Origin of the sequence: Vreelandella titanicae, from assembly GCF_014697095.1 — a bacterium.
In the GTDB taxonomy this organism is placed as follows: domain Bacteria; phylum Pseudomonadota; class Gammaproteobacteria; order Pseudomonadales; family Halomonadaceae; genus Vreelandella; species Vreelandella titanicae.
Genome location: NZ_CP059082.1, coordinates 4,397,307 through 4,415,395 on the forward strand (window position 1 = coordinate 4,397,307; position 18,089 = coordinate 4,415,395).

General features: G+C 57.6%; 11 protein-coding genes. 7 read left to right on the forward strand and 4 right to left on the reverse strand.

Annotation, left to right across the window (positions count from 1 at the left end; all coding sequences use genetic code 11):
- Position 1 precedes the first annotated feature (1 nt).
- From HZS52_RS20350 to HZS52_RS20380, 7 genes are all read left to right on the forward strand, one after another.
- On the forward strand, positions 2-1,243 hold the full coding sequence (locus tag HZS52_RS20350) for a capsule biosynthesis protein (RefSeq protein ID WP_190373512.1): 1,242 nt from the start codon (positions 2-4) through the stop codon (positions 1,241-1,243).
- Positions 1,240-2,073, forward strand: coding sequence for an SDR family NAD(P)-dependent oxidoreductase (locus tag HZS52_RS20355; protein WP_223827977.1), 834 nt, complete (start codon positions 1,240-1,242; stop codon positions 2,071-2,073). The genes HZS52_RS20350 and HZS52_RS20355 overlap by 4 nt, the downstream gene beginning before the upstream one ends.
- The gene (locus HZS52_RS20360) at positions 2,066-3,682 is read left to right on the forward strand and encodes an LTA synthase family protein (protein WP_190373513.1); all 1,617 of its coding nucleotides are present in this window, start codon (positions 2,066-2,068) and stop codon (positions 3,680-3,682) included. The genes HZS52_RS20355 and HZS52_RS20360 overlap by 8 nt, the downstream gene beginning before the upstream one ends.
- Positions 3,679-11,091, forward strand: coding sequence for a type I polyketide synthase (locus HZS52_RS20365; RefSeq protein WP_190373514.1), 7,413 nt, complete (start codon positions 3,679-3,681; stop codon positions 11,089-11,091). Before HZS52_RS20360 ends, HZS52_RS20365 begins: the two co-directional genes overlap by 4 nt.
- A complete protein-coding gene (locus HZS52_RS20370) occupies positions 11,088-12,410 on the forward strand; it encodes an aminotransferase class I/II-fold pyridoxal phosphate-dependent enzyme (RefSeq protein ID WP_009288306.1) in 1,323 nt (440 codons plus the stop codon). Before HZS52_RS20365 ends, HZS52_RS20370 begins: the two co-directional genes overlap by 4 nt.
- Before the next feature lie 35 nt (positions 12,411-12,445).
- The gene (gene rfaH, locus HZS52_RS20375) at positions 12,446-12,967 is read left to right on the forward strand and encodes a transcription/translation regulatory transformer protein RfaH (RefSeq protein ID WP_022524098.1); all 522 of its coding nucleotides are present in this window, start codon (positions 12,446-12,448) and stop codon (positions 12,965-12,967) included.
- Between the two features lie 71 nt (positions 12,968-13,038).
- Positions 13,039-13,548, forward strand: a complete 510-nt coding sequence (locus tag HZS52_RS20380) for an REP-associated tyrosine transposase (RefSeq protein WP_039860446.1) — start codon at positions 13,039-13,041, stop codon at positions 13,546-13,548.
- Positions 13,549-14,439: 891 nt separating this feature from the next.
- Here the strand turns inward: HZS52_RS20380 and HZS52_RS20385 are convergent.
- From HZS52_RS20385 to pgm, 4 genes are all read right to left on the reverse strand, one after another.
- Positions 14,440-14,679: a DUF2442 domain-containing protein gene (locus HZS52_RS20385; RefSeq protein WP_022524100.1), complete on the reverse strand. Its 240-nt coding sequence runs from the start codon at positions 14,677-14,679 to the stop codon at positions 14,440-14,442.
- Entirely contained in the window at positions 14,660-14,812 is a 153-nt protein-coding gene (locus HZS52_RS24775) for a DUF4160 domain-containing protein (protein ID WP_350340067.1), read from the reverse strand. The genes HZS52_RS20385 and HZS52_RS24775 overlap by 20 nt, the downstream gene beginning before the upstream one ends.
- Before the next feature lie 405 nt (positions 14,813-15,217).
- Positions 15,218-16,384: a nucleotide sugar dehydrogenase gene (locus HZS52_RS20395; RefSeq protein WP_190373515.1), complete on the reverse strand. Its 1,167-nt coding sequence runs from the start codon at positions 16,382-16,384 to the stop codon at positions 15,218-15,220.
- Positions 16,385-16,492: 108 nt separating this feature from the next.
- A complete protein-coding gene (gene pgm / locus HZS52_RS20400) occupies positions 16,493-18,085 on the reverse strand; it encodes a phosphoglucomutase (alpha-D-glucose-1,6-bisphosphate-dependent) (RefSeq protein WP_174788120.1) in 1,593 nt (530 codons plus the stop codon).
- Positions 18,086-18,089 lie beyond the last annotated feature (4 nt).

Here is an 18,089-nt window from a genome sequence, read left to right on the forward strand (position 1 = left end):
GTTGAAGCATCAGAAGCGTGCATTCTTATTTTTGCAGGGCGTTTGCTCACCTTTTTACCAGCGCTTAGCCAAGCGCCTGGTGAACGATGGGCACCGTGTCGTTAAGGTCAACTTCAATGCGGGCGATATCGCCTACTGGCAGCGCACCCACGGCCAAAGCCATCTGTTTCGTGGCTCTACCGCTGAACTACCTGGCTATATCAAGTCACTCTGGCAGCGGTACTCGATCACCGACCAAGTAGTATTTGGTGATCGTCGCCCGATTCATCGCCCAGCAGTGGATAACGCCGCCGCGGCCGGTATACGCACCCACGTATTTGAAGAGGGCTACTTTCGCCCGTTCTGGATCACACTGGAGCGCGAAGGCGTTAACGGCCACTCGCTACTGCCCCGTGACCCAAGTTGGTTTTATGAAACCGGCAAAGCACTGCCCGAACTACCCGCCCCTGTGCGTTTTCGCTCCTCGTTTAAAATTCGCGCCATGCACGATGTGGGTTACCACTTGGCCGGGCTAGCCAATCCGCTGGTTGCGCCGCACTACCGCAATCACGCGCCGATCACCGCGCCGGTCGAGTACGCGGGCTACCTGAAGCGCTTTGCTCAGTTAAAAGCCGCTTGGAAAAAACGCGATGCCGAACGCATCAAAGCGTTGATCGAAAGTGGCCGCCCCTATTTTATGCTGCCGCTGCAGCTAAATAGCGATGCGCAAATTCGCGATCACTCCCCCTACGCCAATATGCAGGAAGTGATGGACGATGTGATGGCCTCGTTCGCCAAGCACGCGCCCAGCGATTCTCTGCTATGTATTAAAAACCATCCTTTGGATATGGGCTTGGTCAATTACCCCAAGATCATCAAGCAGCTTGCCGAACGCCATGGTCTGCAAGGGCGCATCGTCTATCTAGAGTCTGGGGATCTCAACGCCCTGCTCAAACACGCCAAGGGCAATGTCACCGTTAACAGCACCGTGGGCATCGTTTCACTGGAGAAGAACTGCCCCACCTACGCGCTTAGCGACCCGATCTATAATCTGGATGGGCTAACCTATCAAGGTGACTTAGCGGATTTTTGGCAGCAGCCGCAGCCGCCTAACAGCGAGCTATTTGGTTATTTTCAAAAGACCGTGATGCATGCCGTTCAAGTTAACGGTGGCTACTACTGCCAGCCCGGTATCGATTTAGCCGTGGATAACGCCGCCCGCATACTAGAAGCCTGCCCATCGCCGTTGGAGAAGCTTCTGTGAACGTTGTTGTGAAAGAAGCTGCAAAAGAGGCTGTGAGCCCATCTCTACACTCACGCTGCGTGCTGATCACTGGCGCCACCGGCGCGATTGGGGGCGCCTTGGCAAACGCCTATGCCGATCCCAGCACCCACCTGGTATTGCACGGACGCCAGCAGGAGAAGCTAGAGGCGCTTGCCACCACTTGCCGCCAAAAAGGTGCCCAGGTCACTCTCTCAACCATCAATCTAACCGATGACCACGCCCTGAAAAGCTGGCTAGCCGAAGTCTGCGCCCAACAGGTACCGGACATTTTGATTGCCAATGCGGGCAAAAACACCCACCCCCAAGGGCCTGATATCTTAGAGCCCTGGGCAGACGTGCAGGCGCTGTTGGATATCAACCTGAAAACCCCCATCGCCATGGTGCAACACCTAGTGCCAGCCATGCAGACCCGCGGCAGCGGTCAATTGGTGCTGATCAGCTCGCTTGCCGCATGGCACGGTTTACCGACCACCCCCAGCTATAGCGCCAGCAAAGCAGGCATCAAAGCCTATGGCGAAGGGCTGCGCGGGCTACTCGCGCCTCACGGTATCGGCGTCACTGTGGTCATGCCCGGCTATGTTACCTCACCGATGTGCGAGGCCATGCCCGGCCCCAAACCCTGGGAGTGGCCGCCCGAGCGCGCGGCCAAGATAATTAAACGCGGTATCGCCGCAAACCGTGCGCGCATCAGCTTCCCCTTCCCACTTAATTTTGGCACCTGGTGGCTGGCGGTACTGCCCGCAGGGGTTTCGCAATGGTTGATCAAGCGACTGGGTTTCAACCACTCAGGAGAGACACCCCATGATTAGCGCGCTGATATGGCCGCTACTCGTGGGGCTTTTGATCAGCGGCCTGTTTGAAGCCCTGCTTAGCCCTCGGCCGCGCCCATTCTGGCAGCGTGGAGCAGCGGCCAATAGTGTCCACCTTGGCTCATGGCTTCTAATTTTCGGGCTGTTGGTGTTGTTACTCCAGCGCCCCTGGTTTGCGGTGATGGTTTTTCTCTCGCTGCAACTGGTGGTGGTGCAGTCGAGCAACGCCAAATCGCATACGCTCAACGAGCCGTTTATCTGCCATGACTTTGAATACTTTTGGGACGCTATCCTGCACCCGCGCCTCTACGTGCCCTTTTTCGGCGTAGGTTTGGCGATTGCCGCCAGCAGCGCCGCCGCGGTGGCGATTGGAGGGTTCTTTTACTGGGAAGGGTCGCTGGTCACTAGCGAGGGCACCAGCCGCTTTCTAACCAATGCGCTGGGGTTAATAGCCTTGGGCACACTGCTGCTTGCTGTTAGTGTCCGCAGGCTGCCCGCCATCACCTTACAGCCCATAGACGACATGTACCGTTTAGGACTTTTCGCTAGCCTATGGGCCTACGGCGTAGCGCTAATGCGCGCTCCCGTTCCGACGCCAAAGCAATCGCCCTTTCACGCCTTAACGCCGGTGGCGAGCGCGCATCAGGGCAAGCAGCCACTGCCCAACGTGGTGCTGGTGCAGAGTGAATCGTTTTTCGACCCGCGCCCCTGGTGTAAAGAGGTTGATGCCAATCTGCTTCGCCATTTCGACACCACTCGTGCAAACGCCACCCTGCATGGCGCATTAAACGTGCCCGCCTGGGGTGCCAATACAGTGCGCACCGAGTGCGCGGTATTAACGGGCATTGCACCCGGCCTCTGGGGCGTTCGCCAGTTCAACCCTTACCGCACGCTTGCCCGCCATCCAATGCCCAGTTTAGCGAGCGCGCTAAAAGCAGCAGGCTATCGCACGGTTTGTGTACATCCGTACCTGGCGAGCTTCTATTTTCGTCACAAGGTGATACCCCAATTAGGCTTTGACCACTTTATAGATATCAATGCCTTCCAGAGCAGCGACAAAAACGGTCAATACGTTAGTGACCAGGCAGTGGCACGAAAAATTGGACGGCTGCTTGAAGATGACGATAATAGACCGCTATTTGTATTTGTTATCACCATGGAAAATCACGGCCCGTTACATTTAGAAGCACCGAACCAAGCAACGTTAGCCGATACGCTGCCCGGCGCTCCTTGGCCGTTACCCGATCATCTGCGTGACTTAGCGGTCTATTTGCAGCATTTAAGTGAATCCGACAAGATGTTGGTAAGCGTTAAAAATTCGCTGAATACTGCAAAGCGACCGGGCCTGCTAGGCTGGTATGGGGATCATGTTCCCATTCTGCCTGAGGCGTATGCACACTTCACGCCGCCTGATGGCCACACTCCCTACATGGTATGGTCAACAGAGAGTTGGGTGACAGCAGGGGTAGGGGTAGGGGCAGCAAACGCTTACGAGCCATTTGAGCTAGCCGCAAACGAACTTGGTGTCCAGTTATTCAAACAGGTGTTTGGACACGATATAAGTAGCGATGTGATCAAGGTAGAACCAGAACCTCAGGAGCAAGAATGACTAAACGCGTTGCCATCATCGGCGCCGCCCATCGTTTCCCCGGCACCACCCCTGAAACGTTCTGGCAGGATCTGCAAGCCGAAAAAGATTTAGTGACTGAAGTGGCCGCTGACCGCTGGAGCCACGACGTTTTTATGCACCCGGATAAGCGCCACCCGGGTACCAGCGTGACCTTTGCCGCCGGTAGCCTGGGCGATATCAGCGGGTTTGACGCTGAGTTTTTTGGTATTTCGCCTCGTGAAGCGGCCAATATGGATCCTCAGCAGCGCATGCTTCTAGAGCTCGCCTGGGAAGCCATGGAAGATGCCAGCATTCTGCCCAGCTCCCTGCGCGGCAGCCAGTGCGGGGTATTTTTGGGCGTGGCCAGCCTCGACTACTCTTATCGCATCGCGGACGATATGGCAGCGATTGATGCCTCCACCGCTACTGGCAACACCTCCAGCATCGCCTCGAATCGATTGTCTTACGTGTTTGACCTGCACGGCCCCAGCATGTCGCTGGATACTGCCTGCTCGTCCTCCATGGTGGCCTTTCACCAGGCCTGCCAATCGATTCGCAGTGGCGAAACCAGTATGGCGCTGGCGGGCGGCATCAGCCTGCACCTGCACCCCTATGGCTTTATCATCTTCTCTAAAGCCAGCATGCTTTCACCCACTGGCCGCTGTCAGGTATTCGATGAAGCGGGTAACGGCTATGTGCGCTCGGAAGGCGGTGGCATTTTCCTGCTTAAGGATTACGACCAAGCGGTAGCCGACGGCGACAATATTATTGCCGTAGTAGCAGGCTCCGCGGTGAACACAGACGGTCACAAATCTGGCCTAACGGTGCCTAACCCAAGCGCCCAAATTGATCTAATGAAGCGCGCCTATGAACAGGCGGGCATCTCGCCGGATGAAATCGACTACCTGGAAGCCCACGGCACCGGCACCGCCGTTGGCGACCCGATTGAAACCCGTGCGATTGGTGAAGCACTCGGCCAGCAGCGCAAAACGCCGCTGCTGATTGGCTCGGTAAAGAGCAACCTGGGCCACCTGGAAACCGCTTCCGGCGTAGCGGGTCTGGCCAAGGCGCTCTACAGCATTCAGCACCGCGAAGTCCCGGCCACGATTGGCATCCGCAAACTCAATCCGCGCATTAAGTTTGATGAGTGGAACATCTCAGTGGTCACCAAAGGCCAGCCGCTGAAAAAACAAGGCCGTCTGGTTATCGGCGTGAACTCCTTTGGGTTTGGCGGGGCCAACGCCCACGTTATTTTGGAAAGCCCGCCTGAACGGGTCAAACCTGAAACGCAGGCGCCAGACTCACCGCTACCGATTCACCTTAGCGCCCGCAGTGAAGCCGCGCTCAGCCAAAGCGCCGAAACGCTCGCCAACTACCTGCGCGAGAACGACTTACGCGAAAGTAGCGACATCAGCCTGTATGACATCGCTTATACGCTGTTCCACCACCGTGACCGGCATAGCCATGGCGCACTGCTGTTTGCACAAACGGCTGAAGAAGCCGCCACGCAACTCAGCGAGTTTGCCGCGGGTGAAACCAACAGCGTTACCACACTCGAGCGCTTGCCCGACGCAGTAGGCCCAGTGTTTGTTTATGATGGCAACGGCTGCCAGTGGGAAACCATGGGGCACGATCTGCTCAGCGATTCGCCGGTTTTCGCCGCGGCGATTGATCGAGTCGACGCACTCTTTCAGCAGCACGGGGATTTCTCGTTACGCGCCGAACTGGAAGGCCGCAATGGGGAGAACCGTTTCCCGCTAACTGAAATCGCCCAGCCAGCGCTGTTTGCACTGCAGGTGGCATTAACTGAGTGGCTGCACGACCAAGGCATTACGCCCACGGCAGTATTCGGTCACAGCGTAGGTGAAGTGGCCGCCGCCTGGGCCTGCGGTGCGTTGAGTCTGGAAGATGCGGTCAAAGTGATTTACTACCGCAGCGACTACCAGGGTAAAACCCGTGGCCTTGGCGAAATGACCGCGGTGGCCATGAGCGCTGACGACATCGCCGCGTGGCTAGAAAAGCCCGAGTTCAATCAGGTATGCCTGGCAGGTATTAACAGCCCGAAAGGCATTACGCTGGCGGGAGATAGCCAACAGCTAAGCGCTTTGGAAGCCGCCCTAGGCGAGCAGGATGTTTTTGCCAAACGCCTGCCCCTGGACTACGCCTTCCACAGCCCCGCGATGGACAGCATCCAAGCTGGGGTCATTGACGCGCTGGCCGATATTACCCCGAGTGCCACGCAGATTCCCTACTACTCCACCGTTACCGGTAAGCTGAGTGACGGGCTTGAGCTGGATGCCACCTACTGGTGGAAAAACATTCGTGAGCCGGTGCTGTTTGAAGCCGTCGCTATCGCGCTGATCGAACAAGGCAATAACGTCTTTGTAGAGATTGGCGCCCACCCCATTCTACGCCGCTACCTCAATGAGTCACTGCGCCAACTGGAGCGACCAGGGTTGGTATTCGGCACCATTGAGCGCCACAAGCCCGGCCTTGAAGGTTTGCAACGTAGCCTAAGCCAACTACTGCTGAGTGGTCTTAACCTGACTAGCCGCCACTTCCCGGTGGTCGGTCAGCGTGTGCCGCTACCGCGCTATGCCTGGCAGCGCAGCCACCATTGGGTACACGGCACCAATGACGGCCAAGGCCTGCTGTCACGCTATTATCAGCACCCACTGCTGGGCTACCCGTTAGCGCAGCACGAACACACCTGGGAGAGCCAGCTCGACACCCAACGCCAGCCCTGGTTGGCCGACCATGTGGTGGGCGAAGGCGCGGTGTTCCCCGGTGCCGGTTTTGTGGAACTGACGCTGGCGGCGGCGCTGCAGCTAAAAGACAGCCCGTTGCTGGATATCGAAGAGTTGGAAATCCGTGCCCCGCTGCTGCTGGACGGCCCCTATGGCCGCACCATGCGGCTTAGCTACCTACCGGAAGATGGCCGCCTGGAGATCCACTCTCGCGAACCTGCCACCGGGGTAGAGTGGCAGTTGAATGCCGTGGCCCGCACCATGCGTGAAAGCCGTGGTTTCCTACTCAACCGCACAGCGCCGGTGATACCTACTCGTGCCCCGGACTACACGCTGGAAGATCACCTGCAGATGGCTGAGCGTATTGGCCTTCACTATGGCCCCGCCTTTCAGGCCATCTCCAGGGGCTGGATTGAAGGCGATGCGGTGATTGGTGAAATAGCTCTGTCGGATGAAGTCCAGGCGCAGCTCAGCACATTGCACGTGCACCCCGGCATTCTGGATAGCGCCTTCCAGATGTTTATCCCACTGCTCGCGCAACATAGTGAGTTTGCCACCCAGCTCGCCTTTGTGCCGGTTCGCGTGGAACGTATTCAAGTGAATACCCAGGCAGGCGTGCCGGTTCTCGCCCGCGCCGTGATGGGTAAGCGCGCACCGCACTCCTTTACCGCCGATTTCGAGCTGTATGACGCCGCCGGTAACGCCGTTGCAGTACTGAGCAAAACCCGCTTCAAAGCGATTCGGCTCAACCGCGCCCATCATCAGCACTTCAGCTATTTGGATGTGGAACTGACGCCAGCGCCGCTACACGCAGAACCGCTGGCACTACCTGCCGATGCGCTTGCTCGTCTTGCAGATATCGCCAGCGTTTACGGCGAAAGCACCGGCCAGCGTTACGGCAACGAAGTCGCCCCGCTGCTCGATAGCCTTAGCGAAGCCTTTGCTCAGCAGGGTCTCGGCGTCGATAGCGAAGAAGCACAGCACTCGCCGGACGTTATCTGGCAACTGCTGGTGCAAGACTACCCTGACTACTTTGCGCCCATTCACCTGGTGGGCCGGTTAGGGCTTCACCAACAGGCGCTGCGTAGCGGCACAAGTGACCTGGAAACCCTGGGCATTAGCCACGACCACTTGGCGCGATTAAACCGTGTGTTAGTGGGCGAAAGCGGCTGGCAAGCGTTGGCAGGCGAGTTAGCCGAGTTAATAGATGCGCTGATCGCAGAGCTCCCCGCCGGGCAGCGTTTGCAACTGCTCGAAGCAGGCCCCAGCGCGCCAGCGTTGGGCGAACGCCTACTGGAACGCAGCGCTCAAGCGCTGTATCACGACCTTACCCATTACCGCGTGATCACCACCCTCGACAGCACGCGCCATCAGGCAGAACAGCTGCAAGAGCGTTTCCCGCTGATGGATATGCAGCACCTTGGCCAAAACGAGGTTGCTGCGCTAACCGCCCCCATCGGTGTTGAAAAGGCTCAATTGGCGTTTGTAAGCGTGGATATCACCCACCCGGCCGCCACGCGTCAGTTAATCGAAGCATTACCTGAGCAACTCGCCCCTGGCGCCCAGGTCATGCTGATTGGTATCGCCCCAAGTCGCTGGCTGGATGATCTGCTGGCCACGCCCGGCATCGATCAAACCGCCTTGGAGCAAGATACGCTCATTAGCTGGCTAAACGACCAAGGCTTTGTGGTCTCCGCGCCCATGGCGCTGGAAGAGAGCGACAGTGGCGCTTACCTGCTCCATGCGCACTACCCTTTAGAAACGGCTGCGAGCACATCAAACACGGCGCAACGGCGTCACTTGGTGGTCGCCGACCACAACAGTGAAGCGCTGGCGGCCAATCTGGTCGAGGCACTGCAATCGCAAGGCGCTTCCGCGCTGCTCAGCGTTAGTCAGAGCGCGCCTGCTGAGCTGCTGGCTCATGCACTGTCTCAACCTACACTGGCTCAACCCGCACCTGATAACCAGGGCGAGCTAACCCTCAATGTGATTGACCTGCGTGGCCTGGGCGCGAACAGCACTGAAGCGCAAACCGCCCGCTGTAATCACGCTCTGCAGTGGACGCTGGCCTTAGAGCAGCACTCGCTTGCTGCCTCTTTGTGGTTGGTGACCAACGGGGTAAGCGCTCTATGGCAGACAACGTCACCCGCCAGCGCGACAGACGCCCCTGGCGATGCCGTGCTGTGGGGGTTTGGCCGCTCGCTAGCCAACGAAGCCGTCGGCCATAGCGTCTATCTACTGGATATACCTGCAGCGGTCAGCGAGCCTGCGTTACACGCCTGGGCCACCCTACTGACTCAACCAGATAGCGAAAACGAAGCGCTGATCGATAACCAGGGCCATCGCTTTGCGACGAGGCTGCGCACCCTGCCCGCGCCGCACCCAGCTGCGGAAGGGCAAACTAATGAACAGACCAAGCAGCCGCATCAGGCGATGTCACTGGGCTTTGCCATGCCCGGCCAGCTGCGCCAATTAACCTGGCGCCCGCGCCCGTTGCCACAAGTCAGTGCCGACGAGGTGGAAATCAGTGTTAAGGCCACCGGGCTTAACTTCCGCGATGTGATGTACACCCTGGGTTTGCTCTCCGATGAAGCGATAGAGAACGGCTTCGCCGGCCCCACCCTCGGCCTTGAGTTTTCAGGCGTGGTGAAGGCCGTGGGCAGCAACGTCACCCACGTGGCGCCTGGGCAAGCCGTGGTCGGCTTCGGCCCTGCCAGCTTTAGCGACAAGGTCATTGCCAACCAGCACGCCGTTGCAGCACTGCCGGAAGGCATTAGCTTTGCCGCCGCGGCGACGATTCCGACGACCTTTTTCACGGTCTACTACGCGCTCAAGCATCTGGCGCGAGTCGAACCTGGCGAAAAAATCCTGATTCACGGCGCCGCGGGCGGCGTGGGCATTGCAGCGCTGCAAATCGCCCAGTGGCTGGGAGCGGAAATTTACGCCACGGTGGGCTCCGAAGAGAAGCGCGACTTCCTGCGTCTGATGGGCATCAAGCAACTCTATGACTCGCGCTCGCTCACCTTCGCCGAAGAAATCCTGGAAGACACCCAGGGCGAAGGCGTGGATGTGGTGCTCAACTCCCTGGCCGGGGAAGCGATCAACCAGAACCTGCGCGCCCTGCGCCCGTTCGGCCGCTTCCTGGAGCTGGGCAAACGCGATTTCTACGAAAACACTCATATTGGCCTGCGCCCGTTCCGCAATAACCTCAGCTACTTCGGTATCGACTCCGACCAGCTAATGAAGGTGCAGCCTGCGCTGACACAACGCCTGTTTGGCGAGATGATGGCGCTATTTAACGACGGTACCTTAAGCCCGCTGCCGTTTACCTCGTTTAGCCACACCCAGGTAATCGACGCCTTCCGCTATATGCAGCAGGCGCGCCAGATCGGCAAAGTGGTAGTGACCTATGAACAACCCATAGCGCCACCCAAGAACGAGGTGTTGGGCACGGCAGCGATGCAGCTCTCCGCAGATGCCAGCTACCTGGTCACCGGCGGCCTGGGTGGCTTTGGGTTAAGAACTGCTCAGTGGCTGGTAGAGAAAGGCGCGCGGCAGTTGATCCTACTCAGCCGCAGCGGCCCCACCAGTGAAGAGGCTCAGGCAGCCATTGCGTCGTTTGAACAGCAAGGCGTTACGGTACTCGCCGCCGCCTGCGATATTACCGACCGCACTGCGCTGGCCGATGTGCTGGAGCGCGCCAAGGGTGAACTAGCACCGCTGCGAGGCATTGTGCACGCCGCCACGGTGATCGACGACGGTTTGATTCGCAATCTGGATGCCGAGCGCATTCAGAAAGTGTTAGCGCCCAAAATCGATGGCGCCCGCCACCTGGACGCACTCACCCGCGAGACGGAACTGGAGTTCTTCGTGCTCTACTCATCGGCCACCACCCTGTTCGGCAACCCCGGTCAGGCCAACTATGTGGCCGCCAACCACTGGCTGGAGGCGTTCGCCGCCAATCGCCGTGCCGCGGGTTTACCAGCCACCTGCGTACGCTGGGGCGCCATTGAAGATGTCGGCTTCCTGGCTCGTAACACCCGCACCCGTGATGCGCTGCAAGAGCGCTTGGGCGGTTCCGCGCTACGCTCGGATGACGCGCTGAAAGTGCTCGAACAGATGCTGCTGGCCCCTGGGCCAAGCCTTGGTGTACTGGAACTAGAGTGGGGCGCGCTTGCTCGCTTCCTCCCCACTGCCGAAGCGCCGCGCTTTAACGAAATTGCCCGCGCCAGCGACGACGACGGCAGCGCGGATGCAGATGACGACATCAGCGCCCTGCTCGCTGACCTCTCGCCCGAGGAGCTGCACAGCACGGTCACCGATCTACTGCGCGCCGAGCTGGCCAGCATTCTGCTGATTGATGAAGAGAAGCTCGATATTCACCGCTCGGTCTACGATATGGGCTTCGACTCCCTGATGGGCGTTGAGCTAATGACCGCTATCGAGAACCGCTTGGGCGTTCAGGTGTCAGTGATGGTGCTCAGTGAAGCATCGACACTCGACAAACTGGCGGGCGTGCTGATTCAGAAAATGCATCAGCACGACGATGTTGAAGACGCTCCGCAAGATGCGATAGCCTCACTGGCCGCACAACACGGGGCTGAAGGGTTCACCACTGAGCCTACGTCCGCTTCCTCATCACCCGCGACTGAGACTCCATGACCGCCAAGCGCTCTGAACTGAAACAGCAATTGTTGGAACAAGCACGCCGGCGTACTACGCCGCGTGCTGCCAGCGCCACGCCCTCTTCCAATGGGCAAGGCGGAGAACAACGCACGGTGCCCGAGCGCTTCACGCGCTTTGATGCCCAGCCGGGCTATCAGCAAATCGCCATGATGCGCCAGGCCGCCGATCAGTTGGGCCTGGTCGACCCATTCTTCAAGGTCCACGAAGGCACCGCCGGGGCGACCAGCGTGATCAATGGGCAGACCTGCATCAACTTTGCCAGCTATAACTACCTCGGCTTTTCAGGCGACCCGCGCATCAATCAGGCCGCCTGCGATGCCGTGGCGCGCTACGGCACTTCGGTCTCCGCCAGCCGCGTGGTCTCCGGCGAACGGCCTATCCACCAAGAGCTGGAACAGGCCCTCGCCACTGCCTACAACGTTGAAGATGCAGTGGTGTTTGTGAGCGGTCACGCCACTAACGTCTCCACACTGGGCCACCTGCTGGGCCCTAAAGATTTAGTGCTCCACGACGAGTACATCCATAACAGCTCGTTGGTTGGCACGCAGCTTTCCGGCGCCAAGCGCATGTCGTTTAGCCATAACGACCCCGCCGCGCTGGAAGCCCTGTTGGCCCGGCATCGGCATCAGTTCGAACGCGTTCTGGTAGTGATCGAAGGGCTCTACAGCATGGATGGCGACATCCCTGAGCTGCCGCGTTTTATCGAACTGAAGCAACGCTATCAAGCCTGGCTGATGGTCGATGAAGCCCACTCCTTTGGGGTCATGGGCGACACCGGCCTGGGGCTGCGCGAGTATTTCGATATCGACCCGCGCGACGTGGATATCTGGATGGGCACCATGAGCAAAACCATGGCAGGCTGCGGCGGCTATATCGCAGGCAGCAAGCCGCTGGTGGAAACACTACGCTACCTGGCCCCCGGTTTTCTCTACAGCGTGGGCATGCCCGCCCAAGTCGCCGCCCCCTCACTAGCCGCGCTGCAGCTGATGCAGCAAGAGCCCGAACGGGTTCAGCGCCTGCATGCTATTTCGCGCTACTTTCTTGAACAGGCCACTGCCCGCGGCTTGGATACCGGCAAAAGCATCGGTGCCGCGGTCGTACCGGTGATTATTGGCAGCTCCGCGGCGGCTGCCCGGCTTTCTAACGCATTGTTAGAACAGCACATCAACGTACAGCCGATTCTGCACCCAGCGGTACCCGAAAAAAGCGCACGGCTGCGCTTCTTTCTCTCCTGTGAGCATACCCAGGCGCACATTGACCAAACGCTTGATGCACTCACCGCGCTGCTGCCATAATTTTGTAACGCTTTTCCAGACGCAAGGATGATGGCATGGATGTTTACAATGACCAGGAGGGCGCAGCAACGCCCGCCTGGTACGTTATTCAGTGCAAAGGGGGCGAATCATTTCGCGCTGCCGAACACCTCGCCAACCAAGGTTATGAGGTATTTCACCCTGTCCTGAAGAGCCAACGCAAGCGCCAGGGAAAGCTCACCACGGTGACCGAGCCGCTCTTCCCCTACTACCTGTTTATCTGTTTGGATCAGTTGGTCAGCAACTGGCGTCCGATTCGCTCTACTCGCGGGGTGCTACGCCTGCTGACCTTCGGTGACAGGCCCGTCGCCGTGCCCTCACAGCTTGTCGAGACCCTACGCGCTCAGCCGCACAGCAAGGAAGGGATTCACACCTACTTCAGCGCTGGCGAGAAAGTCACCATCACCGACGGCCCCTTCAAAGACCTGGAAGCCATCTTCACCCGCCTTAAAGGCGAAGAGCGCGCCATCGTCCTGCTCAACGTGCTCAATCGGCCACAGTATTTGGAAGTACCGCTAGACACCCTAAGCAAGCCGTAGGCTGCCCCACCGCTAATAACAATGCGCTACAATGGGCCTTTATAAGCCAATTATTTTGCATGGAGGCACGGGTGGCAACCTATCGACGCGCGCATGTTCCTGGCGGCTGCTACTTTTTTACAGTCGTCACCTACGCACGACAACCCCTGTTGGCGGATCGTCTCAATATTGAAGCCCTTGGTCGTGCCTTCCGCACAGTTCGAGAAGAGCGCCCCTTCGTAATGGATGCGTTTGTACTGCTCCCCGACCACCTCCACTGCCTCTGGAGACTGCCTGAAGGCGACGCGGACTACTCCTCACGCTGGCGGGATATCAAAAAATACGCCTCACAGGAATTCTTCTTCCCGCCCGGTACCCATAACGCCTGGCAGCGCGGCTTCTGGGAACACGTTATTCGCGACGAAAACGACTGGCAACGCCATATGGATTACATCCATTACAACCCCGTCAAACACGGCTGGTCTAGAGCGCCCCGCGACTGGGAATGGTCAAGCTTTCAACAATGCGTACAAAAAGGCTGGTACACCCCCGACTGGGGCACCCAACAAGCCCCCGACGTCGCCGAAATGGATTGGGAGTGATGGCGAAAACCCCGGCACCGCTTCGCGCTGCTTTCGCGGGTGCGCTTCGCTTACCACGCGCTACTAGATCTCGCGTGCACATGAAGGTGGGGATGCCACCGGAATAGAATGATTGTCGTAGCGCGTGGTAACGAAGAACGCGAGTTCAACGAGCGTTCGTAGGCACCCGCGACAGGCGTCGGGACGACGCCCAATAGCACCGAACCATCATCGCCTACACAGGCCAACCCCGGCACCGCTTCGCGATGCATCCGCGGGTGCGCTTCGCTTACCACGCGCTACTAAATCTCGCGTGCACATGAGAGTGGGGATTCCACCGGAATCGAGTGATTGTCGTAGCGCGTGGTAACGAGAAAGCGAGTTCAGCGAGCGTTTCGAGGCACCCGCGGGTGGCGGCGGAACGACGCCCAATGGCACCGAACCATCATCGCCTACACGGGCCAACCCCGGCACCGCTTCGCGCTGCTTTCGCGGGTGCGCTTCGCTTACCACGCGCTACTAAATCTCGCGTGCACATGAGAGTGGGGATTCCACCGGAATCGAGTGATTGTCGTAGCGCGTGGTAACGAGAAAGCGAGTTCAGCGAGCGTTTCGAGGCACCCGCGGGTGGCGGCGGAACGACGCCCAATGGCACCGAACCATCATCGCCTACACGGGCCAACCCCGGCACCGCTTCGCGCTGCTTTCGCGGGTGCGCTTCGCTTACCACGCGCTACTAGATCTCGCATGCACATGAAGGTGGGGATGCCACCGGAATCGAGTGATTGTCGTAGCGCGTGGTAACGAGAAAGCGAGCTCAGCGAGCGTTTCGAGGCACCCGCGGGTGGCGGCGGAACGACGCCCGGTGGCACCCAACCTTCCTACATGGGCCAACCCCGGCACCGCTTCGCTCTACGCTACCTTTTGAGAGTGAGTTTCCAGCATTGCAGCAATGCTCAAGTGGTAATCAATATCCGGCCATTCAATACCGGTGGCGTCACAAATAAACAGGTAATGCCGCAAGACCTTCACAGAGGCCTGCTCAAGTTCTGGATACCAGCTCATAGGCGTTGAAATGCGCCGCCCATCACTCAATTCGACATGAAGATAATGGTCGTCAAAATGGACTTCTTTACCTGATAAACCAGTCATTCCACACCTCCAAAAATTCCTGTCTATGCAAACTTACTAGCTCAAGACACTCCTTGAGCTCCTGTTTCTTTAGTGACGAATAAATTACCACACTAGTCTCAGTCTCAATTTTAGCCCAGCCTCCTGCCTTCATCACATGCACATGTGGCGGAGGATGTTCATTTGCATAGAAAAAGAATTTGAAACCTTTTTCATTAAGTAGAGTTGGCACTTCATTATCTCTTGCAGTGATGCTAGAAGCATACCAACCCCCTTGCACATCGTCACTTATAAGCCTAAGCGAATACGGCTCTCCAACACATTCACAGCCAACTACATTATTGCTTCAACATCACCATCTCACCAATCCCGGCACCGCTGCGCGCTGCTCCCGCGGGTGCGCTTCGCTTACCACGCGCTACTAAATCTCGCGTGCACATGAGGGTGGGGATTCCAAGGATGTGTGCACATGGCCGTGGCACGTCATCACGCCACAGAAGCCAAACCCGTAGCGCGTGGTAACGAAGAACGCGAGCTGAGCGAGCGTAAAGCCACCTTCTCAATCACTGCCAAACAAATCGCGGGTGTATACCTTGGATTCCACATCGCTAAGCTCAGTGACCATGCGATTAGCCAGGATGACATCACACTTGTCTTTAAACGCGGCTAAATCGCGCATAACGGTTGAGCCAAAGAATTTATCTTCCTCCAGCACCGGCTCGTAAACGACCACTTCCACACCTTTCGCTTTGATGCGCTTCATAACGCCCTGCATGGCACTGGCGCGGAAGTTATCCGAGCCCGTTTTCATGATCAGACGATAAACCCCGACCACGGTTGGATTACGGCGCAGTACGGACTCGGCAATAAAGTCTTTACGCGTGCGGTTGGCATCTACAATTGCCTGAACCATATTACTCGGCACATCAGCATAGTTGGCGAGCAGTTGCTTGGTATCCTTCGGCAGGCAATAGCCACCATACCCAAAGCTGGGGTTGTTATAGTGCTTACCAATACGCGGGTCTAGGCCAACGCCTTGAATGATCTGCTTGGCATCAAGGCCATGGGTTTCCGCATAGGTATCTAATTCATTAAAGTAAGCGACCCGCATTGCCAGATACGTATTCGCAAACAGCTTGATTGCCTCGGCCTCGGTGCTGTTCGTCAACAATACCTCTATTTCTTCGGCAATCGCCCCCTGCTTGAGGAGTTCAGCAAAGGCCTCGCCCCGCTCGGAACGCTCTCCGACAATAATGCGCGAAGGATAAAGATTATCGTAAAGCGCCTTTCCTTCCCGTAAAAATTCAGGCGAGAAAATAAGGTTTTGCGTGTTAAAGCGTTCAGCGGCACCTTTGGTGTACCCCACTGGCACGGTGGATTTTATGACCATCACCGCCTCAGGGTTAATCTGCATGACCTGCTCAATAACAGCTTCAACGCTTTTAGTATTGAAATAGTTGGTTTGAGGATCGTAATCAGTGGGAGTGGCAATAATCACGAACTGCGCGCCAGCGTAAGCCTGCTCGGCATCCAGCGTCGCAGTAAAAGTCAGGTCAGTACGATTTAAAAAAGCCGCTATTTCAGCATCCTCAATCGGAGAAAGGCGATTGTTCAACAGCGCTACTTTCTCGGGGACGATATCCACCGCGACCACTTCGTGGTGCTGCGCTAACAACATCGCATTGGAAAGCCCCACATAGCCGGTTCCTGCAACGGCAATTTTCATCCAAATAATTCCTAAAATTAATATAAAACAAAAACTTGAAGCACATGCTAAAAGCATAACGGGCACCACTAAAGGTGCCCGCCGAAGGATGAAACGGCCTCAAAGAATCTATTTCAACACACCAGCCAGCAATGCCTGGGCGTTCCCAATCAATTCATCCAAGTGCTGTGCGCCTTTGAAGCTTTCGGCATACACCTTGTAAAGCGATTCAGTGCCGCTTGGCCGAGCGGCAAACCAGCCGTTTTCGGTGGTGACTTTGATGCCGCCAATAGCAGCGCCATTGCCCGGCGCGTCTACCAATACAGCGGTGATAGCGTCGCCTGCCAGAGTTTTCTCAGTCACGCTCTCAGCACTCAGCTTTTTAAACGCCGCTTTCTCTTCGGGTGAACAGGCGGTATCGACGCGCTTGTAAAAAGGCTCACCAAAGCGCTCGGTAAGCGTGCGGTAATACTCGCTGGGCGTTTTGCCGGTGACCGCCATAATTTCCGCTGCCAACAAACACAGCACGATGCCGTCTTTATCGGTGGACCACGCCTTACCGTCGCGGGTTAGCAAGCTGGCGCCTGCACTCTCTTCCCCGCCGAAGGCAAGCCAGCCCTCGTGCAGGCCATCCACGAACCACTTGAAGCCTACCGGCACTTCGTAAAGCTCGCGCTGGTGGGAAGCCACCACTCGGTCGATCATGGAAGAGGACACCAACGTCTTGCCGATCTTCAGGCTAGCCGCCCACTCTGGGCGGTGGGTGATCAGGTAATCGATGCACACGGCCAAAAAGTGGTTCGGGTTCATCAGGCCACTGGCATCAACTATACCGTGGCGATCGGCATCGGGGTCGTTGCCAAAAGCTATATCAAAGCGGTCTTTAACCTTGAGTAGGTTAGCCATTGCTGCCGGGCTAGAGCAATCCATACGAATTTTGCCGTCGTGATCTGGCGGCATAAACGCAAACTCAGGATCAACTATAGTATTCACGACATCAAGATTCAGGTCGTAGTGCGCCGCTATCGCCTGCCATACCGGGAGCGCGGTGCCGCCCATGGGGTCAGCACCTAACGCTAAGTTTGCGCCCTGAATAGTGGCCATATCCACTACGCTGCCAAGCTTGGCAACGTAATGCGCAGTGAAATCGTACTCCTGGGCGTGGGCAATCGCCTCATCCACCGGCACGGTGGGTATATCTTCCAACTGGCGCAGCAGGTAGGCATTTGCACGCAGTTCAATCCAGCCGGTGGCATCAGTATCCGCGGGGCCACCATGGTGCGGATTATACTTAATACCGCCATCTTCCGGCGGGTTGTGCGAAGGCGTGATGATTAAGCCATCCGCAAGCGCCACATCGGGCGCCGCCAGGTCATGGGGATTATTATGGTGCAGGATCGCCTGGCTAATCAGCGGCGTCGCGGTGTAGCCGTGATCTTTCTCGACAAATACCGGCACCTTGTTGGCAGCCAACACTTGCAGCGCGCACTCCCAGGCAGGGCGAGAAAGCGCGTGGGTATCGAAACCTAAAAACAGCGGCCCCTGATAGCCCGCCTCACGCCGGTAGTCGACCACCGCCTGGGTGATGGCATAAATATGCGAAGCATTAAACGTACGCTCAATGGAGCGGCCACGATGGCCAGAGGTACCAAACGACACGCGCTCCCCAACGACGTTAGCGCTGGGTCGCTCTTCATAAAAAGCTTTAACAGTAGATTCCATGGTT